This is a genomic window from Vibrio scophthalmi (assembly GCF_040869025.1).
In the GTDB taxonomy this organism is placed as follows: Bacteria; Pseudomonadota; Gammaproteobacteria; order Enterobacterales; family Vibrionaceae; genus Vibrio; species Vibrio scophthalmi.
Genome location: NZ_CP134271.1, coordinates 660,300 through 677,210 on the forward strand (window position 1 = coordinate 660,300; position 16,911 = coordinate 677,210).

General features: G+C 45.8%; 11 protein-coding genes. 4 read left to right on the forward strand and 7 right to left on the reverse strand.

All coding sequences use genetic code 11. From position 1 onward, the window contains the following. Nucleotides 1-189: 189 nt before the first annotated feature. A complete protein-coding gene (locus tag RJD38_RS02940; RefSeq protein WP_005594245.1) occupies nt 190-483 on the forward strand; it encodes a hypothetical protein in 294 nt (97 codons plus the stop codon). 237 nt (nt 484-720) lie between these two features. Further along, the gene (locus RJD38_RS02945) at nt 721-2,256 is read left to right on the forward strand and encodes a bifunctional GNAT family N-acetyltransferase/carbon-nitrogen hydrolase family protein (RefSeq protein ID WP_065545101.1); all 1,536 of its coding nucleotides are present in this window, start codon (nt 721-723) and stop codon (nt 2,254-2,256) included. Nucleotides 2,257-2,300: 44 nt separating this feature from the next. Here the strand turns inward: RJD38_RS02945 and RJD38_RS02950 are convergent, their stop codons facing one another. Continuing rightward, the gene (locus RJD38_RS02950) at nt 2,301-4,295 is read right to left on the reverse strand and encodes a methyl-accepting chemotaxis protein (protein ID WP_005594241.1); all 1,995 of its coding nucleotides are present in this window, start codon (nt 4,293-4,295) and stop codon (nt 2,301-2,303) included. Between the two features lie 650 nt (nt 4,296-4,945). Here RJD38_RS02950 and RJD38_RS02955 point away from each other — a divergent pair. Then, entirely contained in the window at nt 4,946-6,304 is a 1,359-nt protein-coding gene (locus RJD38_RS02955) for an MBL fold metallo-hydrolase RNA specificity domain-containing protein (protein WP_065545100.1), read from the forward strand. 205 nt (nt 6,305-6,509) lie between these two features. Here RJD38_RS02955 and RJD38_RS02960 read toward each other — a convergent pair whose 3' ends face one another. The 3 genes from RJD38_RS02960 to RJD38_RS02970 all read right to left on the reverse strand — a co-directional run bounded on the left by RJD38_RS02960 (nt 6,510) and on the right by RJD38_RS02970 (nt 10,598). Beyond that, a complete protein-coding gene (locus RJD38_RS02960) occupies nt 6,510-8,021 on the reverse strand; it encodes a PTS transporter subunit EIIC (protein WP_065430776.1) in 1,512 nt (503 codons plus the stop codon). 246 nt (nt 8,022-8,267) lie between these two features. Further along, a complete protein-coding gene (locus tag RJD38_RS02965; protein ID WP_065545099.1) occupies nt 8,268-9,197 on the reverse strand; it encodes a DUF808 domain-containing protein in 930 nt (309 codons plus the stop codon). Nucleotides 9,198-9,329: 132 nt separating this feature from the next. Then, a complete protein-coding gene (locus RJD38_RS02970; RefSeq protein WP_005594235.1) occupies nt 9,330-10,598 on the reverse strand; it encodes an O-acetylhomoserine aminocarboxypropyltransferase/cysteine synthase family protein in 1,269 nt (422 codons plus the stop codon). 480 nt (nt 10,599-11,078) lie between these two features. Here RJD38_RS02970 and RJD38_RS02975 point away from each other — a divergent pair, with 480 nt between their 5' ends. Further along, nucleotides 11,079-12,611, forward strand: coding sequence for an alanine/glycine:cation symporter family protein (locus tag RJD38_RS02975; RefSeq protein WP_065545098.1), 1,533 nt, complete (start codon nt 11,079-11,081; stop codon nt 12,609-12,611). 116 nt (nt 12,612-12,727) lie between these two features. Here RJD38_RS02975 and RJD38_RS02980 read toward each other — a convergent pair whose 3' ends face one another. From RJD38_RS02980 to guaA, 3 genes are all read right to left on the reverse strand, one after another. Continuing rightward, complete coding sequence (locus RJD38_RS02980; protein WP_005594232.1) at nt 12,728-13,324, reverse strand: acetate uptake transporter; 597 nt, start codon at nt 13,322-13,324, stop codon at nt 12,728-12,730. Nucleotides 13,325-13,613: 289 nt separating this feature from the next. Continuing rightward, complete coding sequence (locus tag RJD38_RS02985; protein WP_005594230.1) at nt 13,614-15,134, reverse strand: Na+/H+ antiporter NhaC family protein; 1,521 nt, start codon at nt 15,132-15,134, stop codon at nt 13,614-13,616. A 178-nt stretch (nt 15,135-15,312) separates the two neighbouring features. Then, nucleotides 15,313-16,866: a glutamine-hydrolyzing GMP synthase gene (gene guaA / locus RJD38_RS02990; RefSeq protein WP_005594227.1), complete on the reverse strand. Its 1,554-nt coding sequence runs from the start codon at nt 16,864-16,866 to the stop codon at nt 15,313-15,315. Nucleotides 16,867-16,911: the final 45 nt, after the last annotated feature.

A 16,911-nucleotide genomic window follows, 5' to 3' on the forward strand; every position in this document is an offset into this window, starting at 1 on the left:
TTCACAAATTCTGCGAAAGATAGCTTTCCTTTTTTCCCCAGCTTTTCATTCACCTACTTTCGCTTTCATTGACAAGGCAAAGGCGGCCAGATTTTCCCCTGAGCAATTTTGAGCTTATTTCGCTCAACAACCGCTCTCGCTTGTCTACACTGTTAATGCGCTAAGCATCATTAACGAAAGGAGGCCGTCATGATTGCCATTGAAAGAAAATACTGTTTGTCCAATAACCCTAACCTACATGCGCGTATTGAAGTGAACCCCATTGGTCAACTTGATGTCGAAATTATCGAGCTGAACGAACGTCATACCACCCAGTTTGATGATCTCTCTTTTAAATGCAGCCAAGGCGCAATTCATGTTTGTGGTAAAGAACAAACCTTGCCGTGGCAGTTAAGTTTAGCCACCGGAGATGGTTTGGAACTCTCAACTCTGGTCGACAATGCCAATGATGAGTATGAAACCTTGATGCGTGATTTGATGTAATGGGCAGTCGTCATCTGATTGCGCGACAAAAAATTACGCGACAAAAATAAATACCTGCCCAAGACCTCCTATAAGGAGGTTTTCGACGCTTAAACCCTAGCGACACTTCAAGCACACCATTAACCCGTGAAAGCTTACGGCGACGCTTTAAAACTGTGAGTCACCGATATATCTGCTCTATTCTATTTATGGCATTCTCAGCCATACTCTATGAAACGGTAAAATGGATGACCTGATATGGACGGCAATTCGCCAAAGCTTTCACTACGAACGATAGAACCGACCGATTACCCTGAATTGGCTCAGTTAATGGATTTAGTTTTTCATGATGTGGGGGGCTCTTGGCCACGTTTAACCATCATGGATTTAATCCATCAGTTTCCCGATGGACAAATATGCATTGAAGATAATGGCAAAATTGTTGGCGCAGCGCTGACGATTAAGGTCGATTACAACCGTTTTTCTCTCCCCCATCTCTATACCGATATCATTAACGAAAACAATGTCATTCAAAACCAAGTGACGGGTGATGCCATGTATGGCTTGGATGTTTTCGTTCACCCTGATTATCGCGGTTTGCGCTTAGGTCGCCGACTTTATGATGCGCGTAAAGAGTTGTGTCGTAGCATGAACTTTAAAGCCATTCTGGCCGGTGGGCGTATTCCGCATTACCACGAGCATGCCAATGAAGTGAGCGTGGCGGATTATATTGATAAGGTAAAACGCCGCGAGTTACATGATCCGATCCTCTCTTTTCAACTGGCGAACGGCTTTGATGTAAAACGCATCATGCGCAATTACCTCCCTGAAGATGATGCCTCGAAAGGTTACGCGACACTGTTGGAGTGGGATAACTTCTTCTACGAAGAGGACGTGCAATCTGTCCACGATGTTGAAAAAACCTTAGTGCGTATCGGTGTGGTGCAGTGGCAAATGCGTGCGATGAATGATTTGGAAGATCTGCTCGACCAAGCGGAATTTTTCATCTCGTCGCTGGCGAACTACAAAGCCGACTTTGCCCTCTTCCCGGAGTTTTTCAATGCGCCATTAATGGGGCTACAAAAAGATCAAAATTCGGTGGAAGCGATTCGTTTTCTGGCCAGCTTTAGCGAGGAAATCAAATATCGATTCTCGCAAATGGCGGTAACCTACAACATCAACATTATCGCTGGCAGTATACCGGTGATTGAAGATGACAAGCTGTACAACGTTGCCTATTTACTACAACGCGATGGCCAGATTGATGCGCAATACAAGGTGCACATTACGCCGCACGAAGAGAAAGATTGGGTAATCGACGGCGGCAATAAAGTGACGGTATTTGATACCGACGCAGGCAAGGTGGGCATTCTAATCTGCTACGACAGTGAGTTTCCTGAACTTGGTCGTATGATGGCCGAAGAAGGGGTACAAATCATCTTTGTGCCATTTTGGACCGACACCAAAAATGGTTACCAACGAGTACGTATTTGCTCACAAGCTCGAGCGATCGAAAATGAGTGTTATGTGGCAATTGGTGGCAGTGTAGGGAATTTACCACGCGTGGATAACGTTGATATTCAATATGCCCAATCGGCGGTATTCTCACCGTCGGATATCTACTTCCCACATGATGCGACCTTAAACGAAGCCAATGCCAATACTGAGATGATCATTTTTGCCGATGTGGATTTAACTAAACTCAAGCAGCTTAATACTGAAGGGTCGGTGACTAACTTACGTCATCGTCGGACCGATTTATATGGTGGCTTTACCCAAGCCAAACAGCCGTAAAAAATAAGCCGCTAACTCAAACGTTAGCGGCTTTTTTGTCGAACTTAGCTGTTTATCGCTGCTAGCTGGAACTCTTTCAAACGACTGCTTTGACGCTCTGCCAACTCAGACAAGAAGTTCGATGCTTGGCTTGATTCATCAATACCAGCCATGTTCTGTGCAATGGTGTCTTTGATGCCATGCAGCGATTCACTGATCTCTTCTGACGCTTTTGATTGCTGCTCTGCCGCCACCGACATTTCTGTCGAGCTATCATTTATCTCAGCCACCGCTTGCTGGGTTGCCGAAATTTTATCGACGACGACACTCGATGCTTCACGCACTTCATCTACTTTCTCTAAGCAGCTTTGTACGGTAATTTGCGCTGTATCCGATTGGCGTTGTAACTCTTCGATAATCGATTTGATGTGCTCGGTCGAGTTTTGCGTTTTGCCTGCCAGTGAGCGAACTTCATCGGCAACCACGGCAAAGCCACGGCCGAGTTCACCCGCGCGCGCCGCTTCAATTGCTGCGTTTAGTGCCAACAAGTTGGTTTGATCTGAAATGGCACTGATCACTTCCGCCACTTCACTGATGCTGTGACAACGCTGTTTAAGGTTATCAACCACCACAGCGGTTTCACCCAGTTGCGCGGTTAGATCATTCGCGCGTTGGCTATTTTCTTGTGCTAACGATTGACCTTCTTCACACGCGCTGTAAGCCATAATCGCACGCGATTCAGTCTGTTTCGCTGACTCAGCCACAATCCCCGCCGACGTTGACATTTCGGTCACGGCTGCGGCAATTTGTTGTACTTGGAGGTTTTGCTCTTGGGCATTGGCAGAGCTTTGCACCATCACCGCCGCCAACTGTGTTGAGCTGGCTGAGACTTCAGCGCCCTGCCCACGCACTTCATCAATAACACGGCTGATCGACACAACGGTTTCATCGGCGTTCATTGCAAGGCGAGCTAACTCATTTTTACCTTTAATGTGCGTTCTGGTTGAGAAATCTTTATTGGCCATCGATTGCAACGTGACCGTCAGTTGACCAAAGATCTGAATAAAGTGGCGCACTAGATAGATACAGAAAGCAATCGACACTAACGCCGCTACAATCCAAGAGATCACTTGAACTGAGATAACCTTGTTGATCGTGGCGAGCGAGGTATTGTTCGCTTCACCTAGCATTTGCATGTTGCGCTCAATCACAGTGACAATCGCGCTGCGAATATCACCAGCAAATTCAACACGAGTCGTGGTTGCTTGCTTATCGGCTTCTAGCGCGGCAAAAATAACATCCGTTGAAGTGATATACCCTTGGAAAGTGGTGTCTTTAAAGTTTTTCACCGCAGGTAACCAGTCAAACTCATCTAATATTTTTCCGGCATTGGTGAGGTAACCAAGTGTCTGATCACGGCTTACATCAACACGCATGAAGACATTCATCGACATACTTGAATAGTAGCTGTCTAGATTTTTAACCAACTGCTCGCCTTGCTTTTGCCACACCGCAACATCGAGATCATCGTTAACTTCTGCGTATTCCATCACCTCATTCACCATGGCAAATAACGGCGCCCACATATTCGGCGTATGCGTCCACCACTGTTCATGGATCAATTCATATTGCTCAACCGTCGTCGTCAACGTCTTTGAGTAACCATTCATATTCTCCAGCACACGTTGCATATCATCTTTGGTGCTTTGTGACATCGAAGGATTAGCAATAAACTGGCTAGTGATAAGATCTTGAGTCTCTTTAACTTTACTCTCAATACCAATCAGCTCTGATCGTAATTGGTCGGTATCGGCCATCATCATATCGCGGGTGTGAACGCGGATATTGTTCCAATTATTATCCAGCATCGCTGCAGATTCCGCGCGTTCAGCGCGTGATGTTGAATACTCAACCCCATGTTTCATCTCTTCTAAAAAAACTAAGATCAAACAAGAAACAACGGCAGAAGCCAGTAGCGATATCCCTACTGGCAACAGCAATAATGTACGTAAAGATAAGCTCGTAAGCCAAGATGGCGAGCTGTTGTTATTATTTTTCATTTCATCTCCAACGATAAAAATAGACAACCTTTCTGAATTTATTATTTTAGTGCTGACCCATGTAGTGGTGCTTTACTTCTCAACCATGGGTTTTTGAACGCTTGTGTATTACGACGAACATTTCTCACAATATTTTTTGTCGTCGAAGCATATTTCTTAGCTGAAAGAGTGAGCTGCGTCAGAAATACCATTACAGCGGACATTTTTTGAACAATAATGTTTTTATCAAAAGCATCACATCCATTAATTGGAATTAAGCTACTGTAATGAAAGGACTTTAGGTGTTAACTACTGAAAACTCGTCACATCCTGTTACACAAGTAATGATATGAAACGTGATATGGTATCCAAAAATAACAACTCATCCTGTCGTCACCTCACCGAGTAATACCGCATGAGATCAGAACTATTCTCACGCCTCGTTTCCCGTTTCTCATTTCCCGTTTCTCATTTCCCGTTTCTCATTTCTCGTTTCTTCCTTCTCGTATCTCTAGGAAAAATCAACGACGGTTTTTCGCTTACATCATGATTATTTTTACTGCTTCACATTTAACGCAGAGACAGTTGTGTAAGCTATATAATCAAGGCAGTTTGGTGGATAGCCTTCGATATCAAAGGCTTGCTATATTCATCTTTTGGGAGGGCAAGGTATGAAATTTATTCACCACGGGGGGAAAGATACGGTGACAGGTTCTTGCCATGAATTACAAGTGGATGGGCAAGCAATTCTCGTCGATTGTGGTTTGTTTCAAGGCCAAGATAAACGCCCATTGGAGGTGGAGTTTGCCACCCAACATCTCCAAGCTCTGTTACTGACCCACGCTCACATTGATCACATCGGCCGATTGCCTTGGTTATTGGCAAAGGGCTTTAAACAACCAATTTATTGCACCGAAGCCACGGCCGAAATGGTGCCTTTAATGTTAGAAGATAGTCTGAAATTGCAATTGGGATTATCGAGTAAGAAAACAGAACGAGTCCTACGCCATATTTCGCGTTTACTGCGTCCTCAAGCTTATAATCAGTGGTTTACGCTCCCCGCCTTAGCTTCCTCTTCCAGCACCCACCTATCTGCATCTGAAGCCACTGAGCCGCTCAAAGCACGCTTTCAACATGCAGGCCATATTCTGGGATCCGCTTATATTGAAGTGTTGCTGCCCAATCAAGAAGTGGTGGTTTTCTCTGGTGATTTAGGCCCATGCAATACACCACTGCTACCCGATCCGGTTGCGCCACCTAGAGCGGATTATTTACTGATTGAATCTACCTATGGCGGTAAAACTCATGAAGATATTCAAACTCGCTCTCAGCGCTTGTTGGCTATTATTGAGCGTTCGCTGGCTGATGGTGGCGCGATTTTAATTCCCGCCTTTAGTGTTGGGCGAACACAAGAGTTGTTGTTCGATATTGAGCAGTTAATCCACCAGCAAAAAATTGAAGCGACCTTGCCAATCATTCTCGATTCACCGATGGCGCAAAAGGTGACCAAATCTTATCGCCGCTTTAAAACACTATGGGGAAAAGAAGCGAAAGAGCGCCTAATAGAACAACGTCATCCACTGGCCTTTAAGCAATGCATCACGGTCGAAGATCATCGTACTCATCAACGCTTAGTCAATCGCCTTGCATCAACAGGCGAAGCGGCGATAGTCGTTGCCGCTTCGGGTATGTGCCAAGGTGGACGCATTATGGATTATTTAAAGGCTCTACTCGCGGATGAGCGCACCGATGTACTGTTAGTCGGCTACCAAGCGCAAAACACATTGGGTTGGGCCATCCAAAATGGAGACAAGCAAGTCACCATTGATGATCAAACTGTCGAGATTAACGCTCAAGTTCATACCATGTCGGGCTATTCCGCACACGCTGACCAAGCGGATTTACTGGGTTTTATTCAAGGTATTCCGACGCCACCGAAAGCAATCCACTTAATCCATGGTGAAACTAACGTTAAAGCGCAGTTTGCCGAGCAACTGCGCAGCAAAGGCTATCACGCGATCATTGAGTAGAACATGAACATTGAGTAGAGAATGTATTGAGTAGGGAGTGAATACAAAAAAAGAGCGCCATCGCTGGCACTCTCTATCATTGCTTGTTTCCTTTTGATGTTTGAAAAGGGGGAGGAGCATTCAAAGGGAAGCAATGATCAAATTACAACGGACGGCACATCACCTTTGCACATCACCTTTGCCCGTTAACTTGGCCCAATTGGTATTAGGCGGTCGCAGGCTGATGACCACTAGCACCGCCATTCATGCAATCTGCCACAAATTGAGCCCGAGCACCGAGGATAATTTGTACCCCATGCTTACCCACTTTAATCACGCCCATTGCACCCAGAGCCGTAATGCCCTCTTCATCAATGATGGACACATCTTTGACTTCTAAACGCAGACGAGTAATACAGGCGCCAACGGTTGTGATGTTACCTCGACCACCCAGCAACTTAGTAATCTCCGCCGCCAGTTCATCGTTTTCTAACGTGATCTCTTTGCGTTCTGTATCTTCACGACCAACGGTTTTTAGATTGAATTTACGGATCGCAAATCGGAAGACGGTGTAATAAATGGCTGCCATGCATGGGCCCCAAATTAACACGTTGACCCAATTAGTTTTGAAGCCATCCATACCCGGTAATACACCGAATGAGATGAAATCGATAATGCCCGCAGAGAAGGTTTTACCAATGTGTACATCTAACGCATAGGTCACTGCATAAGAAACCCCTGCCATGATAGCGGAGAAGATATACAGCACTGGCGCGACAAAGATAAAGGCGAACTCAACCGGCTCAGTAATACCGGTAACAAATGAAGTCAGCGCCGCCGAGCCCAAAATACCCGCCGCGATTTTTTTGTTCTTATCTTTGGCTTCATGATACATCGCCAAACATGCCGCTGGAAAAGCAAACATGTAGATAGCAAAGTTACCTGAAAGGAATTTACCGGCATCCACATACTGCTCGGTAGAAAAGTCTTTCACGCCATCTTCCAACATTTTGAACCAAATGGTGTGGTCGCCATTAACCACGGTACCTGCCGCCGTGGTGTATTCACCAAACGAGAACCAGTAAGGACTATAGAAAATATGGTGCAGGCCCACTGGGATCAAAGCGCGTTCCATAAAACCATAGATAAAGGTAGAGAGGTACATGTTGCCACCGTTTGCCATGTGCGACAGTGCATCAATCCCCGATTGGATGTAAGACCAAACATAAGGCAGAACAAGGCCGATAAGAAACGCAGCAAAAGCGGTAACAATAGGAACGAAGCGTTTACCGGCGAAGAAACCGAGGAAATCTGGCAGTTTGGTATCAAAGAACTTCTGATACATGGTTGCGGCGAGAATACCAGCGATCAAGCCACCAAATACGCCTGTTTGTAGGGTAGGAATACCCATCACCATCGCGTAACGGCCACCTGACATCGCCATTTCTGGGGTAATGCCCAACGCAACGCCCATAGTCGCATTCATTACCACCATACCTACAATGGCTGCTAATGCTGCGATACCGGATTCTTTGGTTAGACCCACCGCCGCACCAACTGCGAACAGCAGTGCTAGGTTATCAAAGATGACCCCGCCAGCGCGCATCATCAGCGGCATGTCGAGTTTTGCGCCGAAAGCCAACAATAGGCCTGCGGCAGGTAGGATTGAGATAGGTAACATCAACGCTTTGCCGATTGAGGAAAGCTTTGATAAACCACTTTTTAGACTGTCTATCATAATTCATGTCCATCTGTTGTTGTGAGGTACTTTTTTCGTAAGGTACTTTTCCAACAACGATTCTATCGAGATAGTGCCAGTCTAAGGTTGCAAATTGCGAGTGGTTTGTAAGCTCCCTCTTACAAACCAGAATTGTTTTACATTCGTTTTTAATAAATGAAAATATCAGCTATTCAATCATTTATGAGCTTTAGGATCATGATGATCTTTTTACTCTTCATGCGATATCAGCTCTTATTCCCTTCTCTATTTCGCACCGCTTTTTGCACCACGTAGCGAATGGTAAAACGTCATGATAGCGAGGATAATAAACCCGCTCACAAGGCCAATAATGCCGTTACCAATCACCGAATAAGTCGGCGTGACATAAGGGATCACTGGCAATACATTCACCACACTGACCAAGCCATGATGCACAAATGGCAAACTGTGCACCACGATGCCGCCCCCAACTAAAAACATCGCAATGGTGCCGACAACGGTTAGGATTTTCATTAGCTTGGGTGCCATTGCCACCAGCCCATCACCAATAGCGCCTAATGCCCCCTGACCGCCACTTTTGCGTTGCAGATAAAAGCCTAAGTCATCCATTTTAACGATGCCGGCCACCAAGCCATATACGCCAATAGTCATCAAGATAGCGATCAAACTCATCACCAATACTTGAGTCAGGAATGGATGTCCTTGCACGGTGCCCAGCGCAATCACAATAATCTCAGCCGAGAGGATAAAATCGGTACGAATCGCCCCTTTAATTTTCTTCTGCTCGTAATCGCTAAGATCTTCGGCCGAGGGTTCGATTTCAGCTTTATGCTCTGCTTGTTCTGTTGAGCTTGCATGATGGAAAAACTTCTCATGCACTTTCTCAGCCCCTTCAAAACACAAGAACAAACCACCAATCAGTAACAGTGGCGTAATCAACCACGGAGCGATAGAGCTTATCAGCAGCGCCGCTGGCACAAGGATCAATTTATTGCGAAAAGAACCTTTCGCTACGCCCCACACCACCGGAATTTCTCGCTCGGCACGCACACCAGAAACTTGCTGCGCGTTTAACGCCAAATCATCCCCTAACACACCGGCAGTTTTCTTTGCCGCGACTTTAGACATCAAGGCGACATCATCAAGCACGGAAGCAATATCATCGAGTAGGGTCAGTAAACTTAATCCTGCCATTGTTGTTTCCTTATTTTTAAGCATGGATAGTATTTAGATCATCATAGGCCAAAAACTCTCATCACTGCTGTAAATAAAAATAAAGGCACCCATAAGGTGCCTAAAAAAATACAAAAACAACTAGGAAAACGATTACGCTCTAAGTGCTTGATCTAAATCATCAAGAATGTCATCGATATGCTCAATGCCAACCGATAGGCGAATCATTTCAGGGTAGACGCCCGCCTTGGCTTGCTCTTCTGTGCTCATCTGGCGATGCGTCGTTGAAGCAGGATGACAGGCAAGTGATTTCGCGTCACCAATATTGACCAAGCGCTTAAAGATTTGCAGCGCATCATAGAATCGCACACCAGCGTCATAGCCATCTTTAAGACCGAACGACAAAATCGCCGACGGCTTGCCTTGCATGTACTTTTCAGCCAATGGGTAGAATGGCGAGTCCGCTAAACCGGCGTAACTGACCCAACTGACTTTTTCATGCTGCTGTAAGTATTGCGCGACTTTCAACGCATTCTCGGTATGGCGCTCCATACGCAGCGATAAGGTTTCTAATCCTTGCATTAACATAAACGCATTCATTGGTGATAGTGCAGCGCCTGTATTACGCAGCGGCACGGTACGTGCCCGACCAATAAAGGCCGCAGGACCAAATGCCTCGGTATACACCACGCCATGATAAGAAGGCTCAGGTTGATTCATGACCGGGAAACGTTCTTTGTGTTCCGCCCAAGGGAAGGTGCCAGCATCAATGATCGCGCCGCCTAATGTCGTACCATGGCCACCGACGTATTTGGTCAGCGAGTGCACCACGATGTCAGCGCCAAACTCAATCGGCTTGCACAAAGCAGGGGTTGCTACGGTGTTATCTACAATCACAGGCACACCCTGCGCGTGCGCCACTGCGGCGACGCGTTCAAGATCGATAATATTGCCCGCTGGGTTACCAATGCTTTCGCAATAAACCGCCTTGGTATTTTCATCGATCAATTCCGCTAAACTTTCTGGTTTATCGTCTTTGGCGAAACGCACTTCAATGCCTTGCTTTGGTAGCATGTGAGCAAACAAGGTGTAAGTACCGCCATACAGCTGCGGAGTCGAAACGATATTATCGCCCGCTTCAGCCAAGGTTAAAATCGCATAGTTGATTGCCGCGCTCCCCGCGCTCACCACTAAACCAGCAATCCCCCCTTCTAATGCCGCTATGCGTTTCTCTAAAACGTCATTAGTCGGGTTCATAATACGGGTATAGATGTTACCTGGGACTTCAAGGTTAAACAGATCGGCGCCATGCTGTGCGCTATCAAATTCATACGCGACAGTCTGATAAATCGGGGTTGCGACTGATTTGGTGGTCGGCTCGGTTTCATAGCCAAAGTGAATCGCTAGTGTTTCGTCTTTCATAACTCATCCATGATATTGATTGATTGTTTTGCGTGCTGGGTAACTCGCCCGCCGTTTGTTTACTCACTATAAAATGATAATGCGCCTTTCCGATTGGCGAATAAAGCAACAACGCTAAGAGATTTGAGGCGAGTCGGTGAAATTAAAGCCAAAGGCTGATTTTTGTCTGCTCTTTGGTTTCGTCTATGAAACGAATCACTGATGATGACTGCCGTTTCTAGCGAAGTACACTAGCCCGATCTCGCTAAATTCCCCTACTTTTCATCTAGCAACAAGCTCGCTGACCAACGATCCCATCAATAATCCCAGCTTACTTACGTTTAAATGCCAAAAAGTAATAACGACATGGTTTCTTGTGCTCTATATCACGCACATCACAATTAAAGCAGGTTTTATTTAACAAATAACTTACATAAAGGTTAATATTTGTCGACACGATAAATAAAGTAAATACACCAATAAGTAACAGGGAAACTACTTATGCAGTCTTTCGTTGATTTTCTGAATGGAATCATTTGGAGCCCCGCACTGATTTATTTATGCCTAGGTGCCGGCTTGTTTTACTCAATCACTACGCGATTTGTCCAAGTACGCCATTTCTTTGAAATGTGGCGCTTGCTCCTTTCCGGTAAAAGTTCTGACAAAGGCATTTCCTCCTTCCAAGCGCTTGCGGTTTCACTTTCTGGCCGTGTAGGTACTGGTAATATTGCTGGCGTTGCCGCTGCTATTGGCTTTGGTGGCCCTGGTGCGGTGTTTTGGATGTGGATGGTGGCGTTTTTTGGCGCAGCAACAGCCTACGCTGAATCGACACTTGCCCAAATCTATAAAGAAGAAGATAACGGAGAGTTCCGTGGTGGCCCTGCTTATTACATCGAAAAAGCCATGGGACAACGTTGGTATGCATGGATCTTTGCTATTGCCACGATTTTTGCCTGCGGTGTGTTATTACCTGGCGTACAGTCAAACAGCATTGGTAATGCGGTTGAAGCGGCGTTTGGTAGTGGTGAGATGATTGAAACTGCTGTCGGCACCTTTAGTTTTGCCAAAATCTTTACCGGCACGGTTATCTCGATCATTTTAGCCTTCATCATCTTTGGTGGCGTAAAACGTATTGCTCATTTCACTCAGGTTGTTGTGCCTTTTATGGCGCTGGCTTACATCATCACCGCCTTTGTGATTATTCTGCTGAACATCAGCGAAGTGCCACGCATCTTCTCAATGATCGTTGGCGATGCCTTTACACCAATGGCAGGCTTTGGTGCCGCAATTGGTTGGGGGGTAAAACGTGGGGTGTACTCTAATGAAGCGGGCCAAGGTACGGGCCCTCATGCAGCCGCAGCGGCAAACGTGGAACACCCAGCTCAACAAGGTTTAGTGCAAGCTTTCTCAATCTATATAGATACATTATTAGTTTGTTCAGCCACTGCGTTTATGATTCTAATCACTGGCGCATATAACGTTCATGGCGCGGGCGAAGGCGCATTCCTAGTACAGCACCTTGCGGCCGATATTAGTGCCAATGGCCCAGTCTTTACCCAAATGGCGATTGAAAGCGCGCTGCCGGGGATCGGCAAACCGTTTATTGCTTTGGCGCTGTTCTTCTTCTCGTTTACCACCGTTCTGGCTTACTACTACATTGCTGAAACCAATATTGCTTACATCCGTCGTACTTTCAAAGTGAGCGGTCTGATGTTCATCCTCAAGCTGGTGATCATCGCATCGGTATTTTACGGCACGGTAAAAACGGCCAATCTGGCCTGGGCGATGGGTGATGTCGGGGTTGGACTGATGGCATGGCTCAATATCGTCGGTATTTTGATCATCTTCTTCCTATCTAAACCTGCACTAAAGGCGCTGAAAGATTATGAAGAGCAACAGAAGCAAGGCGTAACAGAATATACGTTCAACCCGTTAAAACTGGGCATCAAAGGTGCTCATTATTGGGAAGAACGCTATCGTCGTAAAACAGGGCATAACCCGATCGAGGTCGTCTCACAGACCTCACCACAATAAGAAAAAGCGGTGTATGTTCCAATCGCCATAAGCTACTCACGCTTATCTGATTGGTACAAAAAAGGGTTAGCCATTGGCTAACCCTTTTCTTTTATCGTTGTAGAACAATAGCGCGATTAAGCAGCTACCTGCTCAGCAGCAACGATTGGCTTGATACGCTTTTCACCAACTGGCAGTACTACGCGACCGAATTCGTTATTTAGCACTTGTGCCATTGCGAAGTAGATTGCGCTAGCGCCACAGAAGATACCTTCGATACCAGCGATAGTGCCGATCAGTGAGCTACCAGTGAAATCACGTGCTGCAAGTAGGAAGAATAGGATCGTTAGAGAGCCGAATACCACTTGTTTTGCCACTGGGTAGCAAAGAGAACCGATAAACATGAAGCCAGTGAAGATACCCCAAAGTGCTAGGTACCAACCCATGAAGCTTGCTGGGCTTGGAGCAAGGCCCATGTTCGGCATTACAAGAATACCTACAAGAGTCAGCCAGAAAAGACCGTAAGAAGTGAAAGCAGTGGTACCAAAGGTGTCGCCACGCTTAAAGCACATCATACCAACAAGAACTTGGCCAAGGCCACCGTAGAAGATACCCATTGCTAGGATCATTGAATCGATTGGAAAAAAGCCTGCGTTATGGATGTTAAGCAGGATAGTTGTCATACCGAAACCCATTAGGCCTAGTGGGGCTGGGTTAGCCAGTTTAGTTGACATTGGCGCGTACCTTTCAAAAATGTTTATAAAAATTACGCGCGAATTTTAAGGTACACCCAATTAAACACAAGAAGCGAGGATTGAAAACTTAGATTACACAAATAAGCAATCGGACGAATACTCTAACTATTCCAACACTTACCACTAGATTGCAGTGTTAAACAACATAATTGCGGATTTTTTAATCGCCCCAAACCCCAAAAGCACCATTTTGAATATCTAGCATTCTCTCAAGTTGAAATGTAACTGGCGAAAAGCGTTATTCGCCAGTTGATCGGTTTGAAAACGTTTAAGCACGTGCTTGATACAGCTTTTGCCCTACCGCTGTTTTGGTCAACAAGAAATAGAGAGCCAATTGCACCATCAGCGCCAATACGAGCGTCAATGGTGATTCGGTAATACCAGCAAACAGAAAGCCCACAAGGGCTATTGCACCATTCACGAGCGCATAAGGAAGCTGTGTTCTAAAGTGCTCATATTGCTCACAAGCCGCCCCTGTCGATGACAAAATCGTAGTTTCTGAAATCGGTGAGCAGTGATCACCAAATAGACCACCAGAAAGTACCGCACCAATACAAACCAATAGCGGCGCATCAATGGCTACCGCCGTTGGAATAACCAGCGGCATCATAATCGCAAAGGTGCCCCATGATGAACCGGTAGCAAAAGAGATAATCGCCGCAAGCAAGAAGGCAATGGAAGGCAATAACCAGTGAGGGAATCCTGCTTGTGCTTGCTCAGCAATGTACGCGGCAGCACCCAGCTCTTTACCGACAGAACTAAGGGACCAAGCCAAGATCAAGATGACGGCGACAGACATCATTCCTGACATCCCTTTCAAATAGATTTGGATGCTATCAGCGATTTTTCTCACACTATAAAAGGCCATTAAGCTAATAAGCGTAAAGGCAGCAAAAAGGTAAGCGGTAGACAGTGCAGCTCTAAAGGTGGAACCCGCGACTTTTTGAAATGGAAAACCTTGTGGGATAAGCATTGAGCATAATACCACTAGCATTACCATCAGCGGCGCCCAAACAAAAGATGACTTTGCATTTTTATGCGTAAATGCCTGATGTTGTTCTTGCTCAATCGGTTGGCTAATAATGCCTTGCTCTGCTTGCTTTTCTGCTTGGGCCATAGGACCAAAATCGAGCTTAAAAATGGAAATAATTGGAATGATCGCAATCGCTAAAAAGGCATAAAATTGATACGGAATCGCCCCGATAAAGGCATCCCAATCACTCATGCCGACACTTAACTGAGTAAACTCTTTTTGAATCAATCCCATGATGTAGACCCCCCAACCGATAAACGGCACGAGAATGGCGACAGGAGAAGAGGTTGAATCGATAATGAACGCGAGCTTCTGACGCGATATTTTAAGCTTATCAAACAGTGGTCTGAATACCGGGCCAACAATAAGCGGTGTACCTAGGTCAGAAAAGAAGATAACAATGCCGCCTAACCATGCAGAAAGCTGAGCTTGGCACTTGTTGGCCACTAATTTAGTCACGCGCTCGGCAAAGGCAACACCACCCCCTGATTTTTCCATCAAGGCGACAAAACCACCAATAAAGACCAGTAGCAATATCACGCCGGCGTTATAGCTGTCGGTCAATTGAGGAAGAAGGTAACTCTTCATCAAGGCACCAAAAGAGTCGAGCAAGCCCGTTTTTACGAAAGTACCTTCCAACATTGCCACGCCACTAATCACACCTGCAAACAGTCCTAAAACGACATTGCGGGTGGTTAATGCCAGCACCAGAGTAACGATAATTGGTAGAAGAGAGATGATTCCCGGCTGTTCCATAGCAAAATCCAATCAAAAATAATTAGTCATAAAAATCGAATATACATGCAACTTAATGTGTTGTATATCAGTTCTAATACAAAAGTTTATATTGGTTTGAATTATCGAGAATGAGGAGATTAAGACGAAAAAAAACCAGCCCTAAGGCTGGTTCTTAACTTGGTCAATTAAGCGGAAATTATTCCCACTCGATCGTCGCTGGTGGCTTACCTGAAATGTCGTAAACCACGCGTGAAATACCGTCTACTTCGTTGATGATACGGTTAGAAACCTTACCTAAGAAGTCGTATGGTAGGTGCGCCCAATGAGCCGTCATAAAGTCGATGGTTTCTACCGCACGTAGCGATACAACCCAATCGTATTTACGACCATCACCCATTACGCCTACAGAGCGTACTGGTAGGAATACCGTAAATGCTTGCGATACTTTGTTGTAAAGATCCGCTGCGTGAAGCTCTTCAATGAAGATAGCATCAGCACGACGTAGCAAGTCACAGTACTCTTTTTTCACTTCACCAAGAACACGAACACCAAGGCCTGGTCCTGGGAATGGATGGCGGTAAAGCATGTTGTAAGGTAAGCCTAGCTCTAGACCGATCTTACGCACTTCATCTTTAAATAGCTCACGTAGTGGCTCAACCAAGCCCATTTCCATATCGTCTGGCAAACCGCCTACGTTATGGTGAGATTTGATCACGTGTGCTTTGCCTGTCTTAGACGCCGCTGATTCGATAACGTCTGGGTAGATCGTACCCTGTGCTAGCCATTTAGCATTGGTCAGTTTCTTCGACTCTTCATCAAAGATATCAACGAAAACGTGACCGATGATCTTACGTTTTGCTTCTGGCTCTGACACACCTTCAAGTGCTTTAAGGAAACGCTCTTCTGCGTCAACTTTAATGATGTTTAGACCAAACTGATCACCAAACATCTCCATCACTTGTTGGCCTTCATTTAAACGTAGTAGACCGTTATCAACGAATACACACGTTAGCTTGTCGCCGATTGCGCGGTGCGCAAGCATTGCCACAACAGAAGAGTCAACACCGCCAGATAGACCAAGAATCACTTCATCGTCACCCACTTGCTCTTTAATACGAGCAACCGCGTCTTCAATGATTGATTCAGAAGTCCATAGACGCTCACAACCACATACATTTAGTACGAAGTTTTCTAGCATCTTAAGGCCGTTTTTAGTGTGCGTTACTTCTGGGTGGAACTGAACGCCGTAGTATTTCTTCTCTTCGTTTGCCATCGCAGCATAAGGACAAGTATCTGTCTGTGCGATCTTGGTGAAGTCAGATGGGATCTCGATAACTTTGTCACCGTGGCTCATCCAAACATCTTGTGTCGCTTCAAGGCCAGCGAACAGTGCTGATTCGCCCGTTACTTGTACTGCAGCGTAACCAAATTCGCGCTCAGTAGAACCTGCTACTTTACCGCCAAGTTGTTCAGCCATGGTCTGCATGCCGTAACATACACCAAATACAGGAACACCAGAGTCGAATACATATTGAGGAGCTCGTGGAGAGTTTGCTTCAGTCACACTCTCAGGGCCACCAGATAGGATGATGCCATCTGGATTGAATTCACGAATATCCGCTTCTTCTACATCCCAGCTCCATAGCTCACAGTAAACACCGATCTCACGAACACGGCGCGCTACTAGCTGAGTGTACTGAGAACCGAAGTCCAGAATCAGAATACGTTGGTCATGAATATTTTTTGTCATTTTGGGCAGTCTTATAAGCTGAGTTATTACAACGGAGGCGAGTTT

Bases quoted from the DNA above. Each gene is read 5' to 3' on its own strand.
- RJD38_RS02950 (WP_005594241.1), bottom strand. From the start codon at position 4,295: ATGAAAAATAATAACAACAGCTCGCCATCTTGGCTTACGAGCTTATCT.
- RJD38_RS02940 (WP_005594245.1), top strand. From the start codon at position 190: ATGATTGCCATTGAAAGAAAATACTGTTTGTCCAATAACCCTAACCTA.
- RJD38_RS02970 (WP_005594235.1), bottom strand. From the start codon at position 10,598: ATGAAAGACGAAACACTAGCGATTCACTTTGGCTATGAAACCGAGCCG.
- RJD38_RS02975 (WP_065545098.1), top strand. From the start codon at position 11,079: ATGCAGTCTTTCGTTGATTTTCTGAATGGAATCATTTGGAGCCCCGCA.
- RJD38_RS02945 (WP_065545101.1), top strand. From the start codon at position 721: ATGGACGGCAATTCGCCAAAGCTTTCACTACGAACGATAGAACCGACC.
- RJD38_RS02960 (WP_065430776.1), bottom strand. From the start codon at position 8,021: ATGATAGACAGTCTAAAAAGTGGTTTATCAAAGCTTTCCTCAATCGGC.
- RJD38_RS02965 (WP_065545099.1), bottom strand. From the start codon at position 9,197: ATGGCAGGATTAAGTTTACTGACCCTACTCGATGATATTGCTTCCGTG.
- guaA (WP_005594227.1), bottom strand. From the start codon at position 16,866: ATGACAAAAAATATTCATGACCAACGTATTCTGATTCTGGACTTCGGT.
- RJD38_RS02980 (WP_005594232.1), bottom strand. From the start codon at position 13,324: ATGTCAACTAAACTGGCTAACCCAGCCCCACTAGGCCTAATGGGTTTC.
- RJD38_RS02955 (WP_065545100.1), top strand. From the start codon at position 4,946: ATGAAATTTATTCACCACGGGGGGAAAGATACGGTGACAGGTTCTTGC.
- RJD38_RS02985 (WP_005594230.1), bottom strand. From the start codon at position 15,134: ATGGAACAGCCGGGAATCATCTCTCTTCTACCAATTATCGTTACTCTG.